Annotated in this window: 14 protein-coding genes; 8 read left to right on the top strand and 6 right to left on the bottom strand. The window is 43.5% G+C overall.

The window, feature by feature from the left end:
- Window positions 1-79 precede the first annotated feature (79 nt).
- Together LZG71_RS00590 and LZG71_RS00585 are read left to right on the top strand one after the other, a co-directional pair.
- Window positions 80-961, top strand: coding sequence for a CPBP family intramembrane glutamic endopeptidase (locus LZG71_RS00590; protein ID WP_233816086.1), 882 nt, complete (start codon window positions 80-82; stop codon window positions 959-961).
- 127 nt (window positions 962-1088) lie between these two features.
- Window positions 1089-1802 (top strand): hypothetical protein, encoded by a 714-nt coding sequence (locus LZG71_RS00585; protein ID WP_233816084.1) that lies wholly within the window; start codon window positions 1089-1091, stop codon window positions 1800-1802.
- 125 nt (window positions 1803-1927) lie between these two features.
- Here LZG71_RS00585 and LZG71_RS00580 read toward each other — a convergent pair whose 3' ends face one another.
- From LZG71_RS00580 to LZG71_RS00570, 3 genes are all read right to left on the bottom strand, one after another.
- Window positions 1928-2293: a hypothetical protein gene (locus tag LZG71_RS00580; RefSeq protein ID WP_233816082.1), complete on the bottom strand. Its 366-nt coding sequence runs from the start codon at window positions 2291-2293 to the stop codon at window positions 1928-1930.
- A 115-nt stretch (window positions 2294-2408) separates the two neighbouring features.
- Complete coding sequence (locus LZG71_RS00575) at window positions 2409-3917, bottom strand: serine hydrolase (protein WP_233816080.1); 1509 nt, start codon at window positions 3915-3917, stop codon at window positions 2409-2411.
- 181 nt (window positions 3918-4098) lie between these two features.
- Complete coding sequence (locus LZG71_RS00570) at window positions 4099-4773, bottom strand: class I SAM-dependent methyltransferase (RefSeq protein ID WP_233816079.1); 675 nt, start codon at window positions 4771-4773, stop codon at window positions 4099-4101.
- 242 nt (window positions 4774-5015) lie between these two features.
- Here LZG71_RS00570 and LZG71_RS00565 point away from each other — a divergent pair, with 242 nt between their 5' ends.
- A complete protein-coding gene (locus tag LZG71_RS00565) occupies window positions 5016-7871 on the top strand; it encodes a S9 family peptidase (protein ID WP_233816078.1) in 2856 nt (951 codons plus the stop codon).
- A gap of 64 nt (window positions 7872-7935) precedes the next feature.
- Here LZG71_RS00565 and LZG71_RS00560 read toward each other — a convergent pair whose 3' ends face one another.
- Window positions 7936-9849 (bottom strand): CocE/NonD family hydrolase, encoded by a 1914-nt coding sequence (locus tag LZG71_RS00560; RefSeq protein ID WP_233816077.1) that lies wholly within the window; start codon window positions 9847-9849, stop codon window positions 7936-7938.
- A 191-nt stretch (window positions 9850-10040) separates the two neighbouring features.
- Between LZG71_RS00560 and LZG71_RS00555 the strand changes: the two genes are divergently transcribed.
- The 3 genes from LZG71_RS00555 to LZG71_RS00545 all read left to right on the top strand — a co-directional run bounded on the left by LZG71_RS00555 (window position 10041) and on the right by LZG71_RS00545 (window position 12653).
- Window positions 10041-11753, top strand: coding sequence for a GMC oxidoreductase (locus tag LZG71_RS00555; protein ID WP_233816076.1), 1713 nt, complete (start codon window positions 10041-10043; stop codon window positions 11751-11753).
- A gap of 70 nt (window positions 11754-11823) precedes the next feature.
- On the top strand, window positions 11824-12027 hold the full coding sequence (locus LZG71_RS00550; RefSeq protein ID WP_233816075.1) for a hypothetical protein: 204 nt from the start codon (window positions 11824-11826) through the stop codon (window positions 12025-12027).
- Window positions 12028-12164: 137 nt separating this feature from the next.
- A complete protein-coding gene (locus LZG71_RS00545) occupies window positions 12165-12653 on the top strand; it encodes a peroxiredoxin (protein ID WP_233816074.1) in 489 nt (162 codons plus the stop codon).
- Here the strand turns inward: LZG71_RS00545 and LZG71_RS00540 are convergent.
- Window positions 12650-12874, bottom strand: coding sequence for a KTSC domain-containing protein (locus LZG71_RS00540; protein ID WP_233816073.1), 225 nt, complete (start codon window positions 12872-12874; stop codon window positions 12650-12652). The two genes, LZG71_RS00545 and LZG71_RS00540, sit on opposite strands and share 4 nt — an antisense overlap.
- 173 nt (window positions 12875-13047) lie before the next feature.
- Here LZG71_RS00540 and LZG71_RS00535 point away from each other — a divergent pair, with 173 nt between their 5' ends.
- The gene (locus tag LZG71_RS00535) at window positions 13048-14316 is read left to right on the top strand and encodes an NAD(P)/FAD-dependent oxidoreductase (protein WP_233816072.1); all 1269 of its coding nucleotides are present in this window, start codon (window positions 13048-13050) and stop codon (window positions 14314-14316) included.
- 161 nt (window positions 14317-14477) lie between these two features.
- Here the strand turns inward: LZG71_RS00535 and LZG71_RS00530 are convergent, their stop codons facing one another.
- Complete coding sequence (locus tag LZG71_RS00530; protein ID WP_233816071.1) at window positions 14478-14918, bottom strand: helix-turn-helix domain-containing protein; 441 nt, start codon at window positions 14916-14918, stop codon at window positions 14478-14480.
- Between the two features lie 213 nt (window positions 14919-15131).
- Here LZG71_RS00530 and LZG71_RS00525 point away from each other — a divergent pair, with 213 nt between their 5' ends.
- Entirely contained in the window at window positions 15132-15611 is a 480-nt protein-coding gene (locus LZG71_RS00525; protein WP_233816070.1) for a Dps family protein, read from the top strand.
- Window positions 15612-15648 lie beyond the last annotated feature (37 nt).

The following is a 15648-nucleotide window of genomic DNA, read 5'->3' as shown; positions in this document are numbered from 1 at the left end:
GTTAAAAGCATCCAAATTCAGGACCCCTATTCACACAAATGCCATACATTTGCAATCCAACATTTCACAAACATAAAAATTGGAAAAGCAAATTTACAGCAACCGTGGATGGCAACGGGTTTTGCTCATTTTAATCCCCTACTTTCTAATTGTCGGCGGCTTTAACGGACTTGGTCTCTATGTGGCCGGAATGGATTTCACCAAAAATCTCGACACAAAAACCAGTGAACAAACACTCATTGTGATGAGCTTCACGTTACTGGGCACACTTGTTCTCCTGGCCATTTTCTTGAAGTATGTAGACAAAAAGAAGTTTTCAGATCTTGGATTAAACTGGTTACATGCCGGGAAAGATATCTTCACCGGTGTTTGGCTCGGACTTGTCATCATGCTCATCGGTTTGACAGTTTTGCTCTTCACAGGCCAACTCCAGATCACCGATTTTTCTTATAGTACCTACGAGATTCTTATTGCCATTTTACTTTTCATATTTGTTTCTGTGAATGAAGAAATTTTCATCCGCGGTTATGTGCTACAAAACCTGATGGTTTCCTTCAACAAGTATATAGCACTTGTTGTGTCTTCACTTCTTTTCAGTTTGATGCACATCTTCAATTCTGATCTCGATCTGGCGGGCATCATTTCGCTTTTCCTGGCTGGGTTACTACTCGGGCTTTGTTACTTGCGTACCGGAAGTTTGTGGCTTCCAATAGCCCTGCATTTTAGCTGGAATTTTTTCCAGTGCCTGTTTGGCTTTAATGTTAGCGGTCAAGATCAATATTCCTTAATCACCACCACTTACAATGAAGCAAACATTTGGAATGGCGGCAAGTTTGGATTCGAAGGATCCTTGCTGGGATCTCTGTTTCAAATTCCTACCATTGTTTATGTGTATCTTAAATATCGCAATCGTCCTGTAAACGTTTCTCCCACAGAAGTAGCTGTGACAAATGTTGAATAGACTTTCCTGTATACGTTCACAGCCGTTAACTAAGTAAAACTGAAACCGAAGAAAAGATCCATTAGTTTTAGTGAAAATACAGGCTATACAAAGATTATTATTTTGTTACCTTAAACTTCACTGATCAATGAACACAAGAAATTTCTCCACGAAAGGATGCCATCTGCTCCTGTTAAGTCTTTTTGTTCTGGCTCTGTCATGCACCGATCATGAACTCCCTGAGACACCCGACAACCTTCCAGAATCCAAATGCAAAGCCGTTGACGGCTCGGATCGCCTGTATCCCTGTGAATTTATTATTGAGAAAATTGACTTTTTGTCGAAGGATGGAGCAGTTCTTGCAACTGTTACCGCCGATGCGCAAAGTATTGGCATCTCCCGTTTTCAGGCAAAAACAAACACTTATGCAGGTAATGTAGAGGGTCAGACAGGGGCAGCGACATTTGACATTCGCATAAGAATAAAACGCGTAGCAAGCCCATCTTTTCCAGTTAATGTTGGCTATCTGATTGGCTATACACATAATTCTTCCGGAAAACGAATATTACATACGCCATCTTCTCCAGGAGATACGTATGGCGAAAGGATAAAATTTGGAGATCCAGTGACCCTGGACATGGCAATTGGTGAAAGCAGAGATGTAACAGTTTCCATGCTCTTCCCATATAAGATAGAGAACTTTGGGGGATTGAGACCAATCACAATTATCACATCTACTTCATTCTTCATTGACAATGATGAGACAACCTTGGCGCTACCCAGAGCGACATACCCGTACAGTCAGGTCGGGAGTGTGGTGGAGGCCTATATCGAAAAAATCTACATTGGAATTACAAATTGAAGCTAAGTCTATGTTCTTCTTGTGCATATTTACAAAACCGCTCAGTGGCGGTTTTGTAGTTTCTTGGCTTCTCTAATGAAAAATATACACAGCCAGAATCACGATTGCAACACCAACAATGAGCGTCATCTTACCAAGCTTTCCATTTTTTTTAACTCTTGATCCGCATTCGCGGTACGTGCTTTCCTGGTCAAAATACCAATAAGCGCAATTAATACGGTGAGGACCACGACCAGAACCAACTTTAAAATAAGCAATGGAGTAGTTGGTAGTATAGCCCAATATGGCGTGATCAGGTAGAATCCCGAGAGGATGAGCAATCCTAGTCCAATATGTCCCATTCTACTCAAAACCATGGCATGCATCTGGAACCTGACTGCCTCATCCCGAGACATTTTAGATGTGGCAATCGACAAAAAACCATGTGCAAAACTCGTTCCCAGTCCCATGGTAAGACCAGTAAAATGAAGTATCAGCATTACTTCTCTCATTGTGTATATCGATTTAGTTGTAGGGCACAAATTAATCAATCTAAATCCTGAGGCGCCGCCGATGAATAGGTTAATTCAACCGTTAAATAAATGATTCGTTTTGAGGCAGCCTTTCTTATTTGACTAAATAGAAATCAAGTAGCTGAATCAGTGCCGGGTTTTCCGGTGAAAGGGTGAAAAATACTTTCACATTACTCACTCTGCCGCGCATGATAAAAGAACCTCTCAGCTGATTTTCCGGGATTATTTCGCCTATGGACAAAATCTCACCTGCTTTTTCATAAATAGCATCAAGCTCAGCTTTCCGGTGACGGACAGACTTGTCGGGAAAGAAATTCTCAGCAAAAATACCTGACTTCTCTGCATTTGTCCAGGCTGGCAACAGTTTAACGAGCTCGTCTTTTCGTTGGGTCAGTATTCTGGAAACAGTACGGGGAATGGGTTTCAATTGCGCCAATGTAATTAATGTGTCAAGCACGGTTGTGTTAATTCCAGACATCCCTGCATACGTACGGTTGGCATTGGAAACAATTCCAATTCCGTATTCAGGGAGAATTTGCCAATTGCTTCCAAAACCCGGCAAACCTCCACTGTGTCCCACAGTAACCAGCCCGTCACAATCCCTCGTCCAGCGCAGGCCATATCCATAAGCTGATACAACCGGACAGAGACGCCCATCGGCGTATTTAAAGTTGGAATTTAATCCGCTGAAATTCCAGGGTTGCTGCATTTCCCGCACGTCGCTTCTTAAAACGGGCCCAGTCTCAGGCTTGGAACTTGCCGGCCATGCCGATAAATGAAAAGCCATATACTTACCCCAGTCGTCGATAGATGTAATGAGCCCTCCCATAGCTCCGTAAGTCCCGTCGTGTTCCAGTTCCTCCTCCTTCCATGTCCCGTCTTCAAATCGGTATCCATGTGCGAGCAAATCCTTTGGAGCTTCGGTATACTCCCAAATGGTGTGCGTCATTCCCAGGGGTCGGAATATCTTCTCGTTTATATATTGCTGATAGGGTTTGCCGGAAACGTTGGTGATAATTCGCCCAAGCAAGGCAAAACCCAAATTACTGTATTCGTAACCGATTCCCGGAGTATTGGAGAACGATATACCTTTCTTTATCAAAGCGATCAGATCAGAATCCTGTGTATCTAGCTGTCTGTCTCCCCAGGGATTATCCTCCGGAAAACCGGCCATGTGTGTGAGTAGGTGGCGCACGGTAATGGGCGGCGAGTCACTAGTAAGTGAAGGCATCGCTTTCAGTTCGGGGATGAACATCCAGGCCGGATCATCGAGTTTGAGTTTGCCTTCGTTTCTCAGTGCCAGAATGCCCATTGCTGTCACACTTTTTGACATCGACGCTATCCTGAATAGCGACTTTTCAGTGGCTTTTGTAGACTTGTCGATCTCTGTATAACCTTCCCCTTTTCCGTACACCAGCTTTCCATCAACCACTATTCCAATGGCGTAACCTGGAATACGATTCTTTTCAGCATAATCCTGATAAAGTTTTTCAATAACCGGTATGGCTGATTTTACCTTACTAATGCGCTCCTCAGAAGATTGAGCTAAGGTTTTTAAGGAAAATAAACCGGTTAGAATACAGAGTGTAATGAACTTCGTCATTGGAAGCAGAGAAAAATTAAGAATACAGCGTTACCAAATCTATTCATAAAAATCTGCATTCTCAATAAGGGCGAGGAATCCTAACTGGATTCTATATCAACCACAAAAGAGAACAAAAGGCCTGTTGTGAACTTTTGTTCTCTTTTGTAGTGAAAAACTTTTCACAATAATTCATTAAAAATCAACCACTACCTTTCCTGCAAATTAACACCATGATATCCCGCTCCACAGGTTGCCCCATATTACCAACGGTGATATCAATCTGTTCAATAACATCAACAATTTCAAACCCTGCGCCGGTCATCAGTTTGGCAACGGATTTACGGTCATATAACTGAAAGCCATATTTGGTAAACGGCAATTTTTCCATAAAAGATTTGTCGGCCAAGGCAAGATTAAAGATGCCGCCGGGTTTCAGTACACGTAAAATTTCTTTGGCATAATGAAGCGGATCTTTCCAAAAATAAATGGTGTTCACGGTGAAAATCCTGTCGAAAAAATGCGGGGTAAAAGGAATCGTTTTCCCATTAGAAAGTACAAAATTAACGGATCCATCCATCACACGAGTACTATTGAGCTGCGTGGCTTCTGCAATCATTGTCTCCGAAATATCCAGTCCTGTATATTGCAGCTCTTCGGTTGATTCAAGGATGGCACTCACGTGTTTGCCGTTACCAGGACCAATTTCAAGAACGGTGTGCCCGGCCCTGATACCAAGCAACGCCACAGTTGTAGCGATCATCCCATTGTTACTAAGGTTCATCATTTCGCCGGTTTTCACACCACCCTTTCCGGTAGGATTTCCAAGCTGACTGGCTATTTCTTTCAAATCATCTTCTGTCCATTCTCTTTGCATGGCTATGCTCAATTAAATTTATTGCTTGCTTAAAAACATAAATTAGTTCATCGAATTTCAAAAGAGCGACTATTCGGATTTAAAAACAAGTCAGTGGGCGCTAAACCAACAATTATGTATCACTAATGAAAGATTTAGCATTCCGAAAACAGTGTATGGTATTGGCGGTTTCCATGTTCAGTTCAAATTGATTATGTTTGAAAATACAGATTCCTAAGATTTTAACTTTCCCATCATTTCAAATGAGAAAAATTTTCCTGACCACCTGTGTCGTCCTTTTGAGCTTCCCTGGCTGGTCGCAACAGAAAAAAAGTAAAAAACCAACTGGAAAAGCCGCTGCACCAGTTATCAAGAAACCGCTCAACCACAATGTATACGACTTTTGGCAGGATAACACCGAGCGGTTTGTAAGCAACGACGGCAGGTTTTTTGTCTACGGTCAGAATCCGCAGGAAGGTGATGGTAAAATTGTGATTCGTGAAATTTCAAACGCCCGTATTGATTCCGTCCCAAGAGGATCAGGCGCACGGATCACAGCCGATTCCGAATTTGCTCTGTTCAAAATCAAACCGCAGCTCAATCTGGTAAAAGATGCGAAAAGGGCTAAAAAGAAAAAGGAGGAATTGCCAAAGGATTCTCTGGCGATCTATAATCTCAAAGCAAGAACGGTTCAGAAAATTCCTGGTGTGTCAAGTTTCAAGGTACCCGAAAAAGCCGGCAGCTGGGTCGCTTATCAGCTGGAAGCCGTTGTACCACCAAAAGAAAAGAAGGATACAACGGCAAAGGCACTAAAACCTGCAAAAGCTCCTAAAAAGGAAAGCGAAGAAAATGGATACAAATTAATTGTTCAGGATCTGAAAACGGGTAAGCTGGAAACTTTCGCTTATGTAAAAGAATACGAAGTTTCCGAGGATGGAAAATGGCTGGCATTTGCCACTGCCGGTAACGATTCAACCTTAAAGGCAGGTGTTTACGTTTGGGAGGCAGGTGCAAATGCCTTAAAATTGATCCATGAAGGTTTGAGCAAACACAAGTTCTCAAAACTGGCCTTCGCAAAGACAACCGGTCAACTTGCATTTATAGCTGACGCGGACACCAATTCCAAAACACAGGTACGTCTCCCAAAACTTTACTACTGGAACCAGCCAGCAGAGAAGGCTACACTTATTGCCGACGAAACCAATCAGCCTGGTGTCTCCGGATGGCTTGTAAGTGCTAATTACGCTCCTGAGTTTTCCAGGGATGGTACCAAGCTCTATTTTGGTACAAACCCAAAACCCGTAGTTGCCGATACCACGCTCCTGCCAGATGAAATCGTGAACGTTGAAGTATGGCATTGGCAGGACAAAAACCTGCAAACCCGCCAAAAGGTTACGCTGGAACAGGATAAAAAACGATCACACCTGGCGATTTACCATACAGACAGTAAAAAACTGGTACAGTTGGGAAATGAAAATCTGACACGAACGCAGCTTGTCAATGAAGGTAATGCAGATTTTGTTTTGGCAACTTCAGATGGTAAATATTCCCATGAACACTGGGACTGGAATCCCAAGCAGGACGTATACATTATTAATTCGCAGGATGGCTCTGAGAAACTTTTAAAGGAAAAGCTGGAAGGAAACGTACGCATGTCACCGGAAGGAAAATATGCTTACTGGTTTTCGAATCCTGACACGGCCTGGTTTGCATACGATGTTGCGAAAGGGCAAACCATCCAACTTACAGATAACAAAACAGTTAACTTTGCCGATGAACTGGATGACCATCCAGACTTTCCCAATCCTTATGGATTGGCCGGCTGGACAAAAGGAGATGAAAGTGCACTGATCAACGATCGCTATGACATTTGGGAGGTTTCGCCATCTGCGCCACAGAAGATTCGGAAGCTTACAAATGGGCGCCCCGACAAACGGGAGTTTCGTTACGTAACGCTGGATCGTGATGAAAGAAATATTGATATGGCCAAGCCGCTACTGCTTTCCTCTGTGCATGAGATAACAAAGCAGCAGGGATATTACAGATTAAACACTGCCAATACTACCATTGCCAGGCTGTATGAAGGAGATTTCAAAACCGGATATGGTGTATTGAAAGCAAAGAATGGCGAACAGCTGTTTTTTACAAAAGAAACTTTTCAAAATTATCCTGACTGGTACGTTGCAGATCCGGACTTTAAAAGCGTAACCAAAATTACAACCACCAATCCGCAGCAGGACCAGTATTCCTGGGGAAGTGTAGAACTGGTAAGCTGGCTTGCGGGTGATGGTACGCCATTACAAGGGCTGCTTTACAAACCCGAAAATTTCGATCCGGCTAAAAAGTACCCGATGATGGTGTATTACTATGAGAAAAACACCGAAAACCTGCACAGTCATTTTGCTCCGAAACCGATCCGTTCCTATATCAATTTCAGCTATTTCACCAGCAACGGATATATTGTTTTTGTGCCGGATATCGTGTATAAAATCGGTTACCCGGGCCAAAGCGCTTACAATTGTCTAATTCCGGGTGTACTTAGTCAGATAGACAAAGGCTTCGTTGACCGGGACAGAATCGGTATTTCCGGACATAGCTGGGGTGGATATCAAACGGCTTACCTGGTAACACAAACGGACCTTTTCCGTGCGGCGGAAGCAGGAGCACCAGTGTCGAACATGACGAGCGCCTACGGAGGAATTCGCTGGGACACTGGCTTAACCCGCCAGGCGCAATATGAAAAAACACAAAGCAGAATTGGCGGTACGCTGTGGGAGAAACCAATGCAGTACATCGAAAACTCTCCTTTATTTTATGCTCCCAAAGTGAATACTCCTCTGCTTATGATGCACAACGATGAAGATGGTGCTGTGCCCTGGTATCAGGGAATTGAGTATTACATGGCACTCAAAAGACTTGGAAAACCGGTGTGGATGCTCAATTATAACGGCGAGAAACATGGTCTTGGAAAACGCCAGAATATGAAGGACTTCGCTGTGAGGATGTATCAGTATTTTGATTATTACCTGAAAGACGGTCCGTTGCCATCATGGCTTGGTGAAGGTCTGCCCTATGTTGAAAAGGGAATAAATCAGCACCTGGAACCGATGAAAAAATAACTAAAAGGGAGGCCGTCCATATGTGACAGAGCCTCCCTTTTTGCTTCAAATCGAATAGCGCCAGTTATTCCACCACACGCACACCAACGTAAGAACCGTTCATTCCGGATGTATACACACGGTGCGCAGCTTTCTGAAAATCCTCTTCCGATGCCTTGTATATGTTCACAAATTTCTGCGGATTACGATCTACCAGCGGGAACCAGGAACTTTGCACCTGGACCATTATTTTATGTCCTTTTTTGAATCGATGCGCTGCATCCTGCATATCAAACTTAACGTTTTCGATGCTGTCGGGGACCATTGGTTCAGGCTTTGAAAAACTCTTCCTGAATTTGGCACGCATCACCTCCCCCCGAACCAGAAGCTGAAATCCACCCATTTTCATGGCCGGATTTACCGGACTGTCATTGGGCGCGTCTCCTGGATAAACATCAATCAGTTTCACTACGAAATCGGCATCTGTTCCTGTTGTAGACACAAAAAGATCAGCAAAAACATTCCCCGCAATCGTGACATCTTCTGTCAACACTTCGGATTCGTAAACGAGTACATCTGGCCGGGAAGCGGCGAAACGCTGGTCTTCATACATAAAATCACTGCCGCGAATGATCCTGATCTCCGAAGTATAAGGAACCGGTTTCGCAGGATCGCTCACATACTCATGGAAAGAGGGCTTCACTCCCACCTGCATAATGGACATTGTTGGTGAAAAAGACAAAGTACCATCAGGATGAAAATAAAGCTTTTTCTCAACCGTATTTTTTGGAGGCCATTGGTCATATTTCCGCCACTCATTCGCTCCGGTTTCAAATATATACGCCTTTGGAAGCTCGTGGTCTTTACCATCTTTAAGATAATGGTTGAAGAAGGGAAGTTCGATATCCTTTTGGTAAAAGTGGCTCGTCTTTGATCCGAAACGGATATTTCCCAATGATTCACCACTACCACGCGACCAGGTTCCGTGTATCCAGGGCCCCATCACCAGTAAGTTCGGCGACTTAGGTTTGTTTGCTTCAATACCTGCATAAGCTTTCAACGGTCCATAAAGATCCTCCTGATCGAACCAGCCTCCTACCACCATCACAGCCGGTTTGATGTTTTTAAGATACGGAACAGGCGTTCGTGATTGCCAGAATTCATCATAAACCTCATGTTCCATCAGCTGATTCCAAATCCTGTTTTCACCTTTGAATATCTTTTCATTTACATTTTTAAGCGGACCCAATTTTTTGTAAAACTCGTAGGAATCCGGTGTCCCGTATGCGGAAAATCCGGGCGTACCTTTTGTTGTAGGAACTGGTCGGGGTGCGCCGTAGGAGGAAATGAACGAGAAAGTCCCCATCAGGAAAAACGCTCCGTTGTGGTGCCGATCGTCGCCCATAAACCAATCCGTTACGGGAGCCTGAGGTGAAGCAGCTTTTAATGCCGGATGTGCCTCCACAGCACTCATGGTGGCATAATACCCGGGAGCAGATATTCCCCAGGTGCCTACTTTCCCATTGTTCCCCTCGACATTCTTAACAATCCACTCAATGGTATCGTAGGTGTCCGAGCTCTCATCTATATCCTTATCCGATTTTTTTTCGGAAATAAATGGCCTGTACGCTTCAAAATCACCCTCAGACATGTACTTGCCCCTCACATCCTGATAAATAATGATATAACCATCCCGCGCAAAATGCATACTTGGACCTATTGACGTCTTGAACAGCTTTTCGCCATACGGTGCTACGCTGTACGGTGTTCTGTTGAGCATCACAGGGTACGTTTTGGAGGCTGATGCGTTTTTAGGAATATATATAGAGGTGAAGAGTTTCACCCCGTCCCGCATCGGTATCTGCCTTTCAATCTTAGTGTAATGCTTTCTGATGTAAAGGGAATCCTCGTTGATCTTTTTTTGTGCAAAAACCTGATTTGAAATGAGGAAAAGTAAAACCAGTTGACAGCACAGGAAGGGGTTCTTAAAATTAAACATAGGCTAATAATGCTAGATGTTGCTGATTTTTTTGGAATGATAGATTAGTACACTGACACAGCTAATTTAGCTATTTTAAATACAGCATCGATGAAATTAAGTAATCTCCCGGGAGTAATTCTTAAATGGAGGTGCTTTTACATTCAGTCAAACATTATTCCGAATAATCGCCTGAACCACCTTAAAAAGACATGTCCTACTTCAACATTGACTCAATAAAAAAACAAACCTTCGATGCCATCGTTGTCGGAACGGGCATCAGTGGCGGGTGGGCGGCCAAAGAACTCACCGAAAAAGGACTAAGAACTTTGGTGCTCGACAGAGGCAAGGATGTAAAACACATCGTGGACTACCCCACCACCAATATGCAGCCCTGGGAATTTGAACATCTGGGGCAGCCTACGCTTGCCATGCGGGAGCAAAATCCCATTGCAAGCAAACACTACATTTTCAGAGAAGATGCGATGCACTTTGTGGTAAAAGACGCTGAACATCCTTATGTGCAGGATCAACCGTTCGATTGGATGCGGGGCTATCAGGTGGGTGGGCGCTCGTTGTTGTGGGCAAGGCAAACACAGCGTTGGTCCGATTTCGACTTTGAAGGACCTGCTCGTGACGGTTTTGCAGTAGATTGGCCGATACGATATGCAGATATTGCTCCCTGGTATAGTTACGTTGAGAAGTTTGCCGGGATATCGGGAAACAAAGACGGGCTGGACCAACTTCCGGACGGAGAGTTTTTACCTCCCCACGAAATGACCTGCGTAGAAAAGCATTTTAGCGATGCAACTGCCAGAAAATACAACAACAACCGACCAATCATCATTGGCAGAGTGGCTCACATTACAGATCCGCAGCCAATACATACAGAGCAAAACCGAGCCAAATGCCAGCACAGGAACATGTGCCAGCGAGGCTGTCCGTTTGGAGGTTATTTTAGTTCGAACGCGTCGACCCTACCCTGGGCTGAACGGACCGGCAATATGACTTTGCGTCCGCATTCAGTTGTACATTCGGTGATTTACGATGAGAAGAAAAAACGTGCTACCGGTGTGAGAGTCGTGGACGCACTTACAAAGGAAATGACGGAGTTTTATGCCAATATTATATTCATTAATGCGTCTGCCATCAATTCCAACCTGATCCTGCTCAATTCGACATCCCACCGTTTTCCGAACGGGCTCGGAAATGACAGTGGGCTACTTGGAAAAGCGATTGGGTTTCACAATTATCGCGGAAGAATCAGTGCGGATTACGACGGATTTCATGATTCAACCACCGATGGCCGCCGACCAAACGCTTCTTATCTGCCAAGATTCCGAAATGTCTTTAAGCAGGAAACAGATTTCCTCAGAGGTTATGCGGCATCTGTTTCCTCTTCCAAAATACCTAACACAAAAGAAGGATTGGGAGAAGAGCTTAAATCAAGTTTGTTCAAACCCGAGACCGGAGGATGGAGCATAGGCGCACAAATGATGGGCGAAGTACTTACCAAAGAGAGCAACATGGTGAGCCTGGATCCCGTAAAAAAAGATAATTGGGGAATTCCACTCCTTCGAATGTCTGTAGGCTTCGACGATAATGACATGAAAATGGTCCAGGATTTTTACACAGAACTTTCTGAAATGCTGGATTCAGCAGGATTTACCAATATTAAAACCGCTGACACAAAACGGAACCCGGGAAGTGAGAACCACGAAATGGGCGGCGTCCGAATGGGGAAAGATCCGAAAACGTCACTGCTTAACAAGTGGAATCAGCTTCATCATTGTCAAAATGTGTTTGTCACCGATGGCGCCTGTATGACCTCCACCTCCACTCAAAATCCATCCTTAACTTATATGGCACTTACAGCGCGTGCTGTTGATTATGCGGTAAAGGAGAAAAGAAAGGGAAATTTGTAAATCAATTCCGGAGCAATTCAATGCGGTTCACAATTTGTCTACATTTGCCTTTTAATTAAACAAAACAAGAATGGCAGTTCAGAAGTACAATGACGGGACACGCGTTACAGTCAAAAACAATCCCGGAGTCTGGATTATATTGGAGCACGAAACCATTAAAAAAGGTGCTACCACCAAAATCACAGGCAAAGTAAAATGCAGAAATAAAGAGACTGGAATGGTAAAGTTTTTCAGTGAAAATGGCTGCACACCGGTTGAAAGTTATGAGAAATAATGGCAGCCAAAATCTGGTCAGATTATATTAAAGTATGCTTCGCTGTGTAACAGTGGAATAGCCAAATTTTGACTCATAAGAACGCAGTCACTGAACTACTGTCAAACTATTAAGGTTAAAAAAAGTAAAACTCAAAAATGAAACATACGTTCCGAATTCTGGCAGTAGTGATGCTATTTGCTTCGTCCACATTTGCGCAGGCAACATTGGGATTGAAAAAGATAGCCCCCTTTAATATTAAACTTACCAATGGACAAACTTACACTGCGGCCCAAATGGCACCAGGTCCTTCGGTGCTGATGTACTTTTCTCCTGATTGTGACCATTGTCAGAATTTCACCGCCGACATGATCAAAAATTACAGCGCGATTGCCAACAAGCAGGTCGTTATGATCACGTTCCAGGATATGAACATGTTGCAGCCTTTCGCTAAAAAATACAAAATCGCACAATATCCAAACATCAAAATAGGGACAGAAGGTTTAACTTACGCCGTGCAGCGTTACTACCAAATCAGGTCTTTCCCTTACATTGCTATATACGACAAAGCAGGTAAGCTCGTCAAAACTTATGAGGGAGAACATCCGCATTCGGAAATTTTCAAAACCCTGAAAAGTGTTAACTAAGCTTTAGAACTGCCGGATTTTCCGGCAGTTCTTTTTTTGAAGGCGTATTTACCTTTTATGGACTGATTCAAAAAGGTCCCTTTTGAAAAGGCTGCTTTCATCTTTTCATATTCTTCCTCAGGCACGTCAAGGTAGTCGTACAGCGTCCCCGAAACGTACTTAACCGTCAGAATCCTGGACAGCGGATCATAGAAAAAACCGGCGACAACAGAAGATGGCATCGTTCTGATATTTGAGGTTAACAATGACTGAGCTAACTTTCCGGGGAATAAAAACTGTTCCAGGCTTTACTTTTTATAGTAGCTTGTGTACTTTACAACGAATTCAGTATTCACTGGTGAGCGTAAAAATTGGCGGCACACCAACACATTACTTCTAAAAACATATACATAGAATGCATATCGTTATCATTGGAGGTGGATTTGCGGGCGTAAACCTCGCTTTGGCACTTGGGAAAAGAAAGGGTTACAAGATCACAGTAGTCGATAAAAATAACTACAATTTTTTCCCGCCGCTTATCTATCAGGTAGCCACTGGCTTTCTTGAACCGTCCAGTATCAGCTACCCTTTTCGTAAGTTGTTTTCCGACCAGCCCAACACAAGTTTTCGACTGGGAAAACTAACCAAAGTTGTGCCTGAGGAAAACAAAGTAATACTCTCGAACGGTGAATTGACTTATGATTACCTCGTGTTCGCGACTGGCGCAAAAACGAATTTCTTCGGTATGGAGAATGTACAGCGAAATGCGATCTCGATGAAAACGCTCGACGATGCCATTGAAATGCGTAATAAACTATTACAGCAGATGGAACAGGCTACCATTTCCACCGATCCGGATGATGTGCGTAAACGACTGACTGTTGTGATTGCCGGCGGCGGGCCTACGGGTGTTGAACTTTCGGGGATGTTTGCTGAAATGCGCAACGGGATTCTTCGAAAAGAATATCCTGAACTGGTTGGCAAAGGCAGCGAAATCTACCTTATCGACGGTAGTGAAGCACTTCTCTCGCCCATGAGTCTGCAATCTCAGAAACACACGTACGACGATTTGAGAAAGCTGGGGGTGAAAATCATGCTTAACAGCCGGGTGAAGGATTATGTGAATGATACGGTGTATCTCGGAAGCGGCGAAACCATCGAAACCAAGACGCTTATCTGGGCGGCAGGCGTAACGGCAAACGTTTTCGAAGGATTGCCCGCCGAAACTTATGGTCGGGCGGGAAGGATTATCACAGATGAATTTAACCGGGTGACTGGTACTGCCAACATTTTTGCGATTGGCGATACAAGCATTCAGTTATCGGACACCGACTTTGCATTCGGTCATCCACAGGTTGCTCAGGTTGCGATACAACAGGGAAGACATCTTGCCAAAAATTTCAGGCTTATCACTGAAAACAAACCATTGGTTCCCTTTAAGTATAAGGACAAGGGCTCAATGGCGATTATAGGGCGGATGAAAGCTGTGGTTGACTTACCTAACAAAGCCCACTTCAACGGAACCATAGCGTGGTTCGCATGGCTATTTATACACTTAATCTCACTAATAACACACCGTAACAGGGTGAGGACATTGTATAACTGGATGATCGCCTATTTTACCAAAGACCAGTCGTTACGAATGATCATCAAACCAACGCTGCGTCCTGACAGTGATCAGTAGAGTGGCTCTATTCCACAATATTTCAAAAAGGCTCACTAACCGTTAATTATGCGGACTGAGCCTTTTTGTATTCATGATACCTGTTTTCCCATACCAACTGACCTCTTGGTTTTACTTGACAATGAAACAGACTCTTGAAAACTGATCAAATAATGAATTAATTATTCGGTATCGGACACATTGCTCAATCTCTTTTTAAGCACTTTGGTAAATTCCTTGATGGTTTTAACCTTGTCTTTTTTGAAAACGTCCGGCAGTGTACTGTTCAATTCAGCGGTGCTATTCTTTGATCCCCATATTGACAATTCGATTATGACAGGAAGCAATGATATCGCCTTGTCGGTCAGCGTATAGATGAACTTTGACTTGTTTTCCGGCGACACCGACTTGATTACAAATCCATTATCTGTCAGTGCATTGAGTCTGTCAGCGAGAATATTGGTGGCAATTTTTTCGTCCGACTGCAAAAATTCCCCATATGAAGATTTCCCCGCGAATATCATGTCCCTTAGTATAAGTAAGGTCCACTTGTCACCCACCAGATCCAGCGCGTAGCTGATGGGACAATCAGATCTGTTTAGCGTTTCCTTTCCTGCTTTCATGGTAATGACTCTTTATCGGTTCGATGAGAATATTTCCTGCCGTTTTCAATCTCTAACCCATAAATATAGGTTAAAATGGCACGGAGTAAAAATAAACGTATATGGTAGCCTGATTACTTGAATTTTGGTACGATTCTTTTAATTTTAATACAAAGTAAAGGGATGTAAAATCTTAAAGCTTAATAAAAAGTTACTATCAAAAACACATACAATATGAATGCCGAAGCAATAAGTCTTGTCGAAAAAGAAGTAAAACCGGTTGTTGATCTGCTCAATGACTACCTTGCCAATTACCACATACATTACCAAAAACTGAGAGGATGTCACTGGAATATCAAGGGACAGAATTTCTTTACGTTGCACGTTAAATTTGAAGAACTTTACACCAGTGCACAACTGACCATAGACGAAATAGCCGAACGCGTTCTCACATTGGGCAAACCGCCGCACAGCCGATTCTCGGATTATATCAAGGAATCGGTCATAAAGGAAATTGATACCATTGGGATGAAGGATCTGGATATGGTGGATGCCATTCTGGATGATATGGCAAAGCTGATTGAATTGGAAAGAGAATTACTGGAAGTTTCCGACAAAGCCGGAGATGACGGTACCAATGACATGGTAAACCGCTTTATGCAGTTTAAAGAGAAAAACACGTGGATGTTGCGCTCTTTTGCAGGTAAAAAGTAGTTTGACAAATTGACTGCAAACAACATACGTGTAGCTT

It is taken from the genome of Dyadobacter sp. CY312, assembly GCF_021390535.1.
Classification (GTDB): domain Bacteria; phylum Bacteroidota; class Bacteroidia; order Cytophagales; family Spirosomataceae; genus Dyadobacter.
The sequence above is the reverse complement of the archived record's forward strand: the minus strand, read 5'-3'. Positions and strand labels throughout refer to the sequence as shown.

Coding starts and splice junctions, on each gene's coding strand:
- LZG71_RS00545 (WP_233816074.1), top strand. CDS start 12,165: ATGAAACATACGTTCCGAATTCTGGCAGTAGTGATGCTATTTGCTTCG.
- LZG71_RS00525 (WP_233816070.1), top strand. CDS start 15,132: ATGAATGCCGAAGCAATAAGTCTTGTCGAAAAAGAAGTAAAACCGGTT.
- LZG71_RS00530 (WP_233816071.1), bottom strand. CDS start 14,918: ATGAAAGCAGGAAAGGAAACGCTAAACAGATCTGATTGTCCCATCAGC.
- LZG71_RS00575 (WP_233816080.1), bottom strand. CDS start 3,917: ATGACGAAGTTCATTACACTCTGTATTCTAACCGGTTTATTTTCCTTA.
- LZG71_RS00560 (WP_233816077.1), bottom strand. CDS start 9,849: ATGTTTAATTTTAAGAACCCCTTCCTGTGCTGTCAACTGGTTTTACTT.
- LZG71_RS00540 (WP_233816073.1), bottom strand. CDS start 12,874: ATGCCATCTTCTGTTGTCGCCGGTTTTTTCTATGATCCGCTGTCCAGG.
- LZG71_RS00555 (WP_233816076.1), top strand. CDS start 10,041: ATGTCCTACTTCAACATTGACTCAATAAAAAAACAAACCTTCGATGCC.
- LZG71_RS00570 (WP_233816079.1), bottom strand. CDS start 4,773: ATGCAAAGAGAATGGACAGAAGATGATTTGAAAGAAATAGCCAGTCAG.
- LZG71_RS00535 (WP_233816072.1), top strand. CDS start 13,048: ATGCATATCGTTATCATTGGAGGTGGATTTGCGGGCGTAAACCTCGCT.
- LZG71_RS00580 (WP_233816082.1), bottom strand. CDS start 2,293: ATGAGAGAAGTAATGCTGATACTTCATTTTACTGGTCTTACCATGGGA.
- LZG71_RS00585 (WP_233816084.1), top strand. CDS start 1,089: ATGAACACAAGAAATTTCTCCACGAAAGGATGCCATCTGCTCCTGTTA.
- LZG71_RS00565 (WP_233816078.1), top strand. CDS start 5,016: ATGAGAAAAATTTTCCTGACCACCTGTGTCGTCCTTTTGAGCTTCCCT.
- LZG71_RS00550 (WP_233816075.1), top strand. CDS start 11,824: ATGGCAGTTCAGAAGTACAATGACGGGACACGCGTTACAGTCAAAAAC.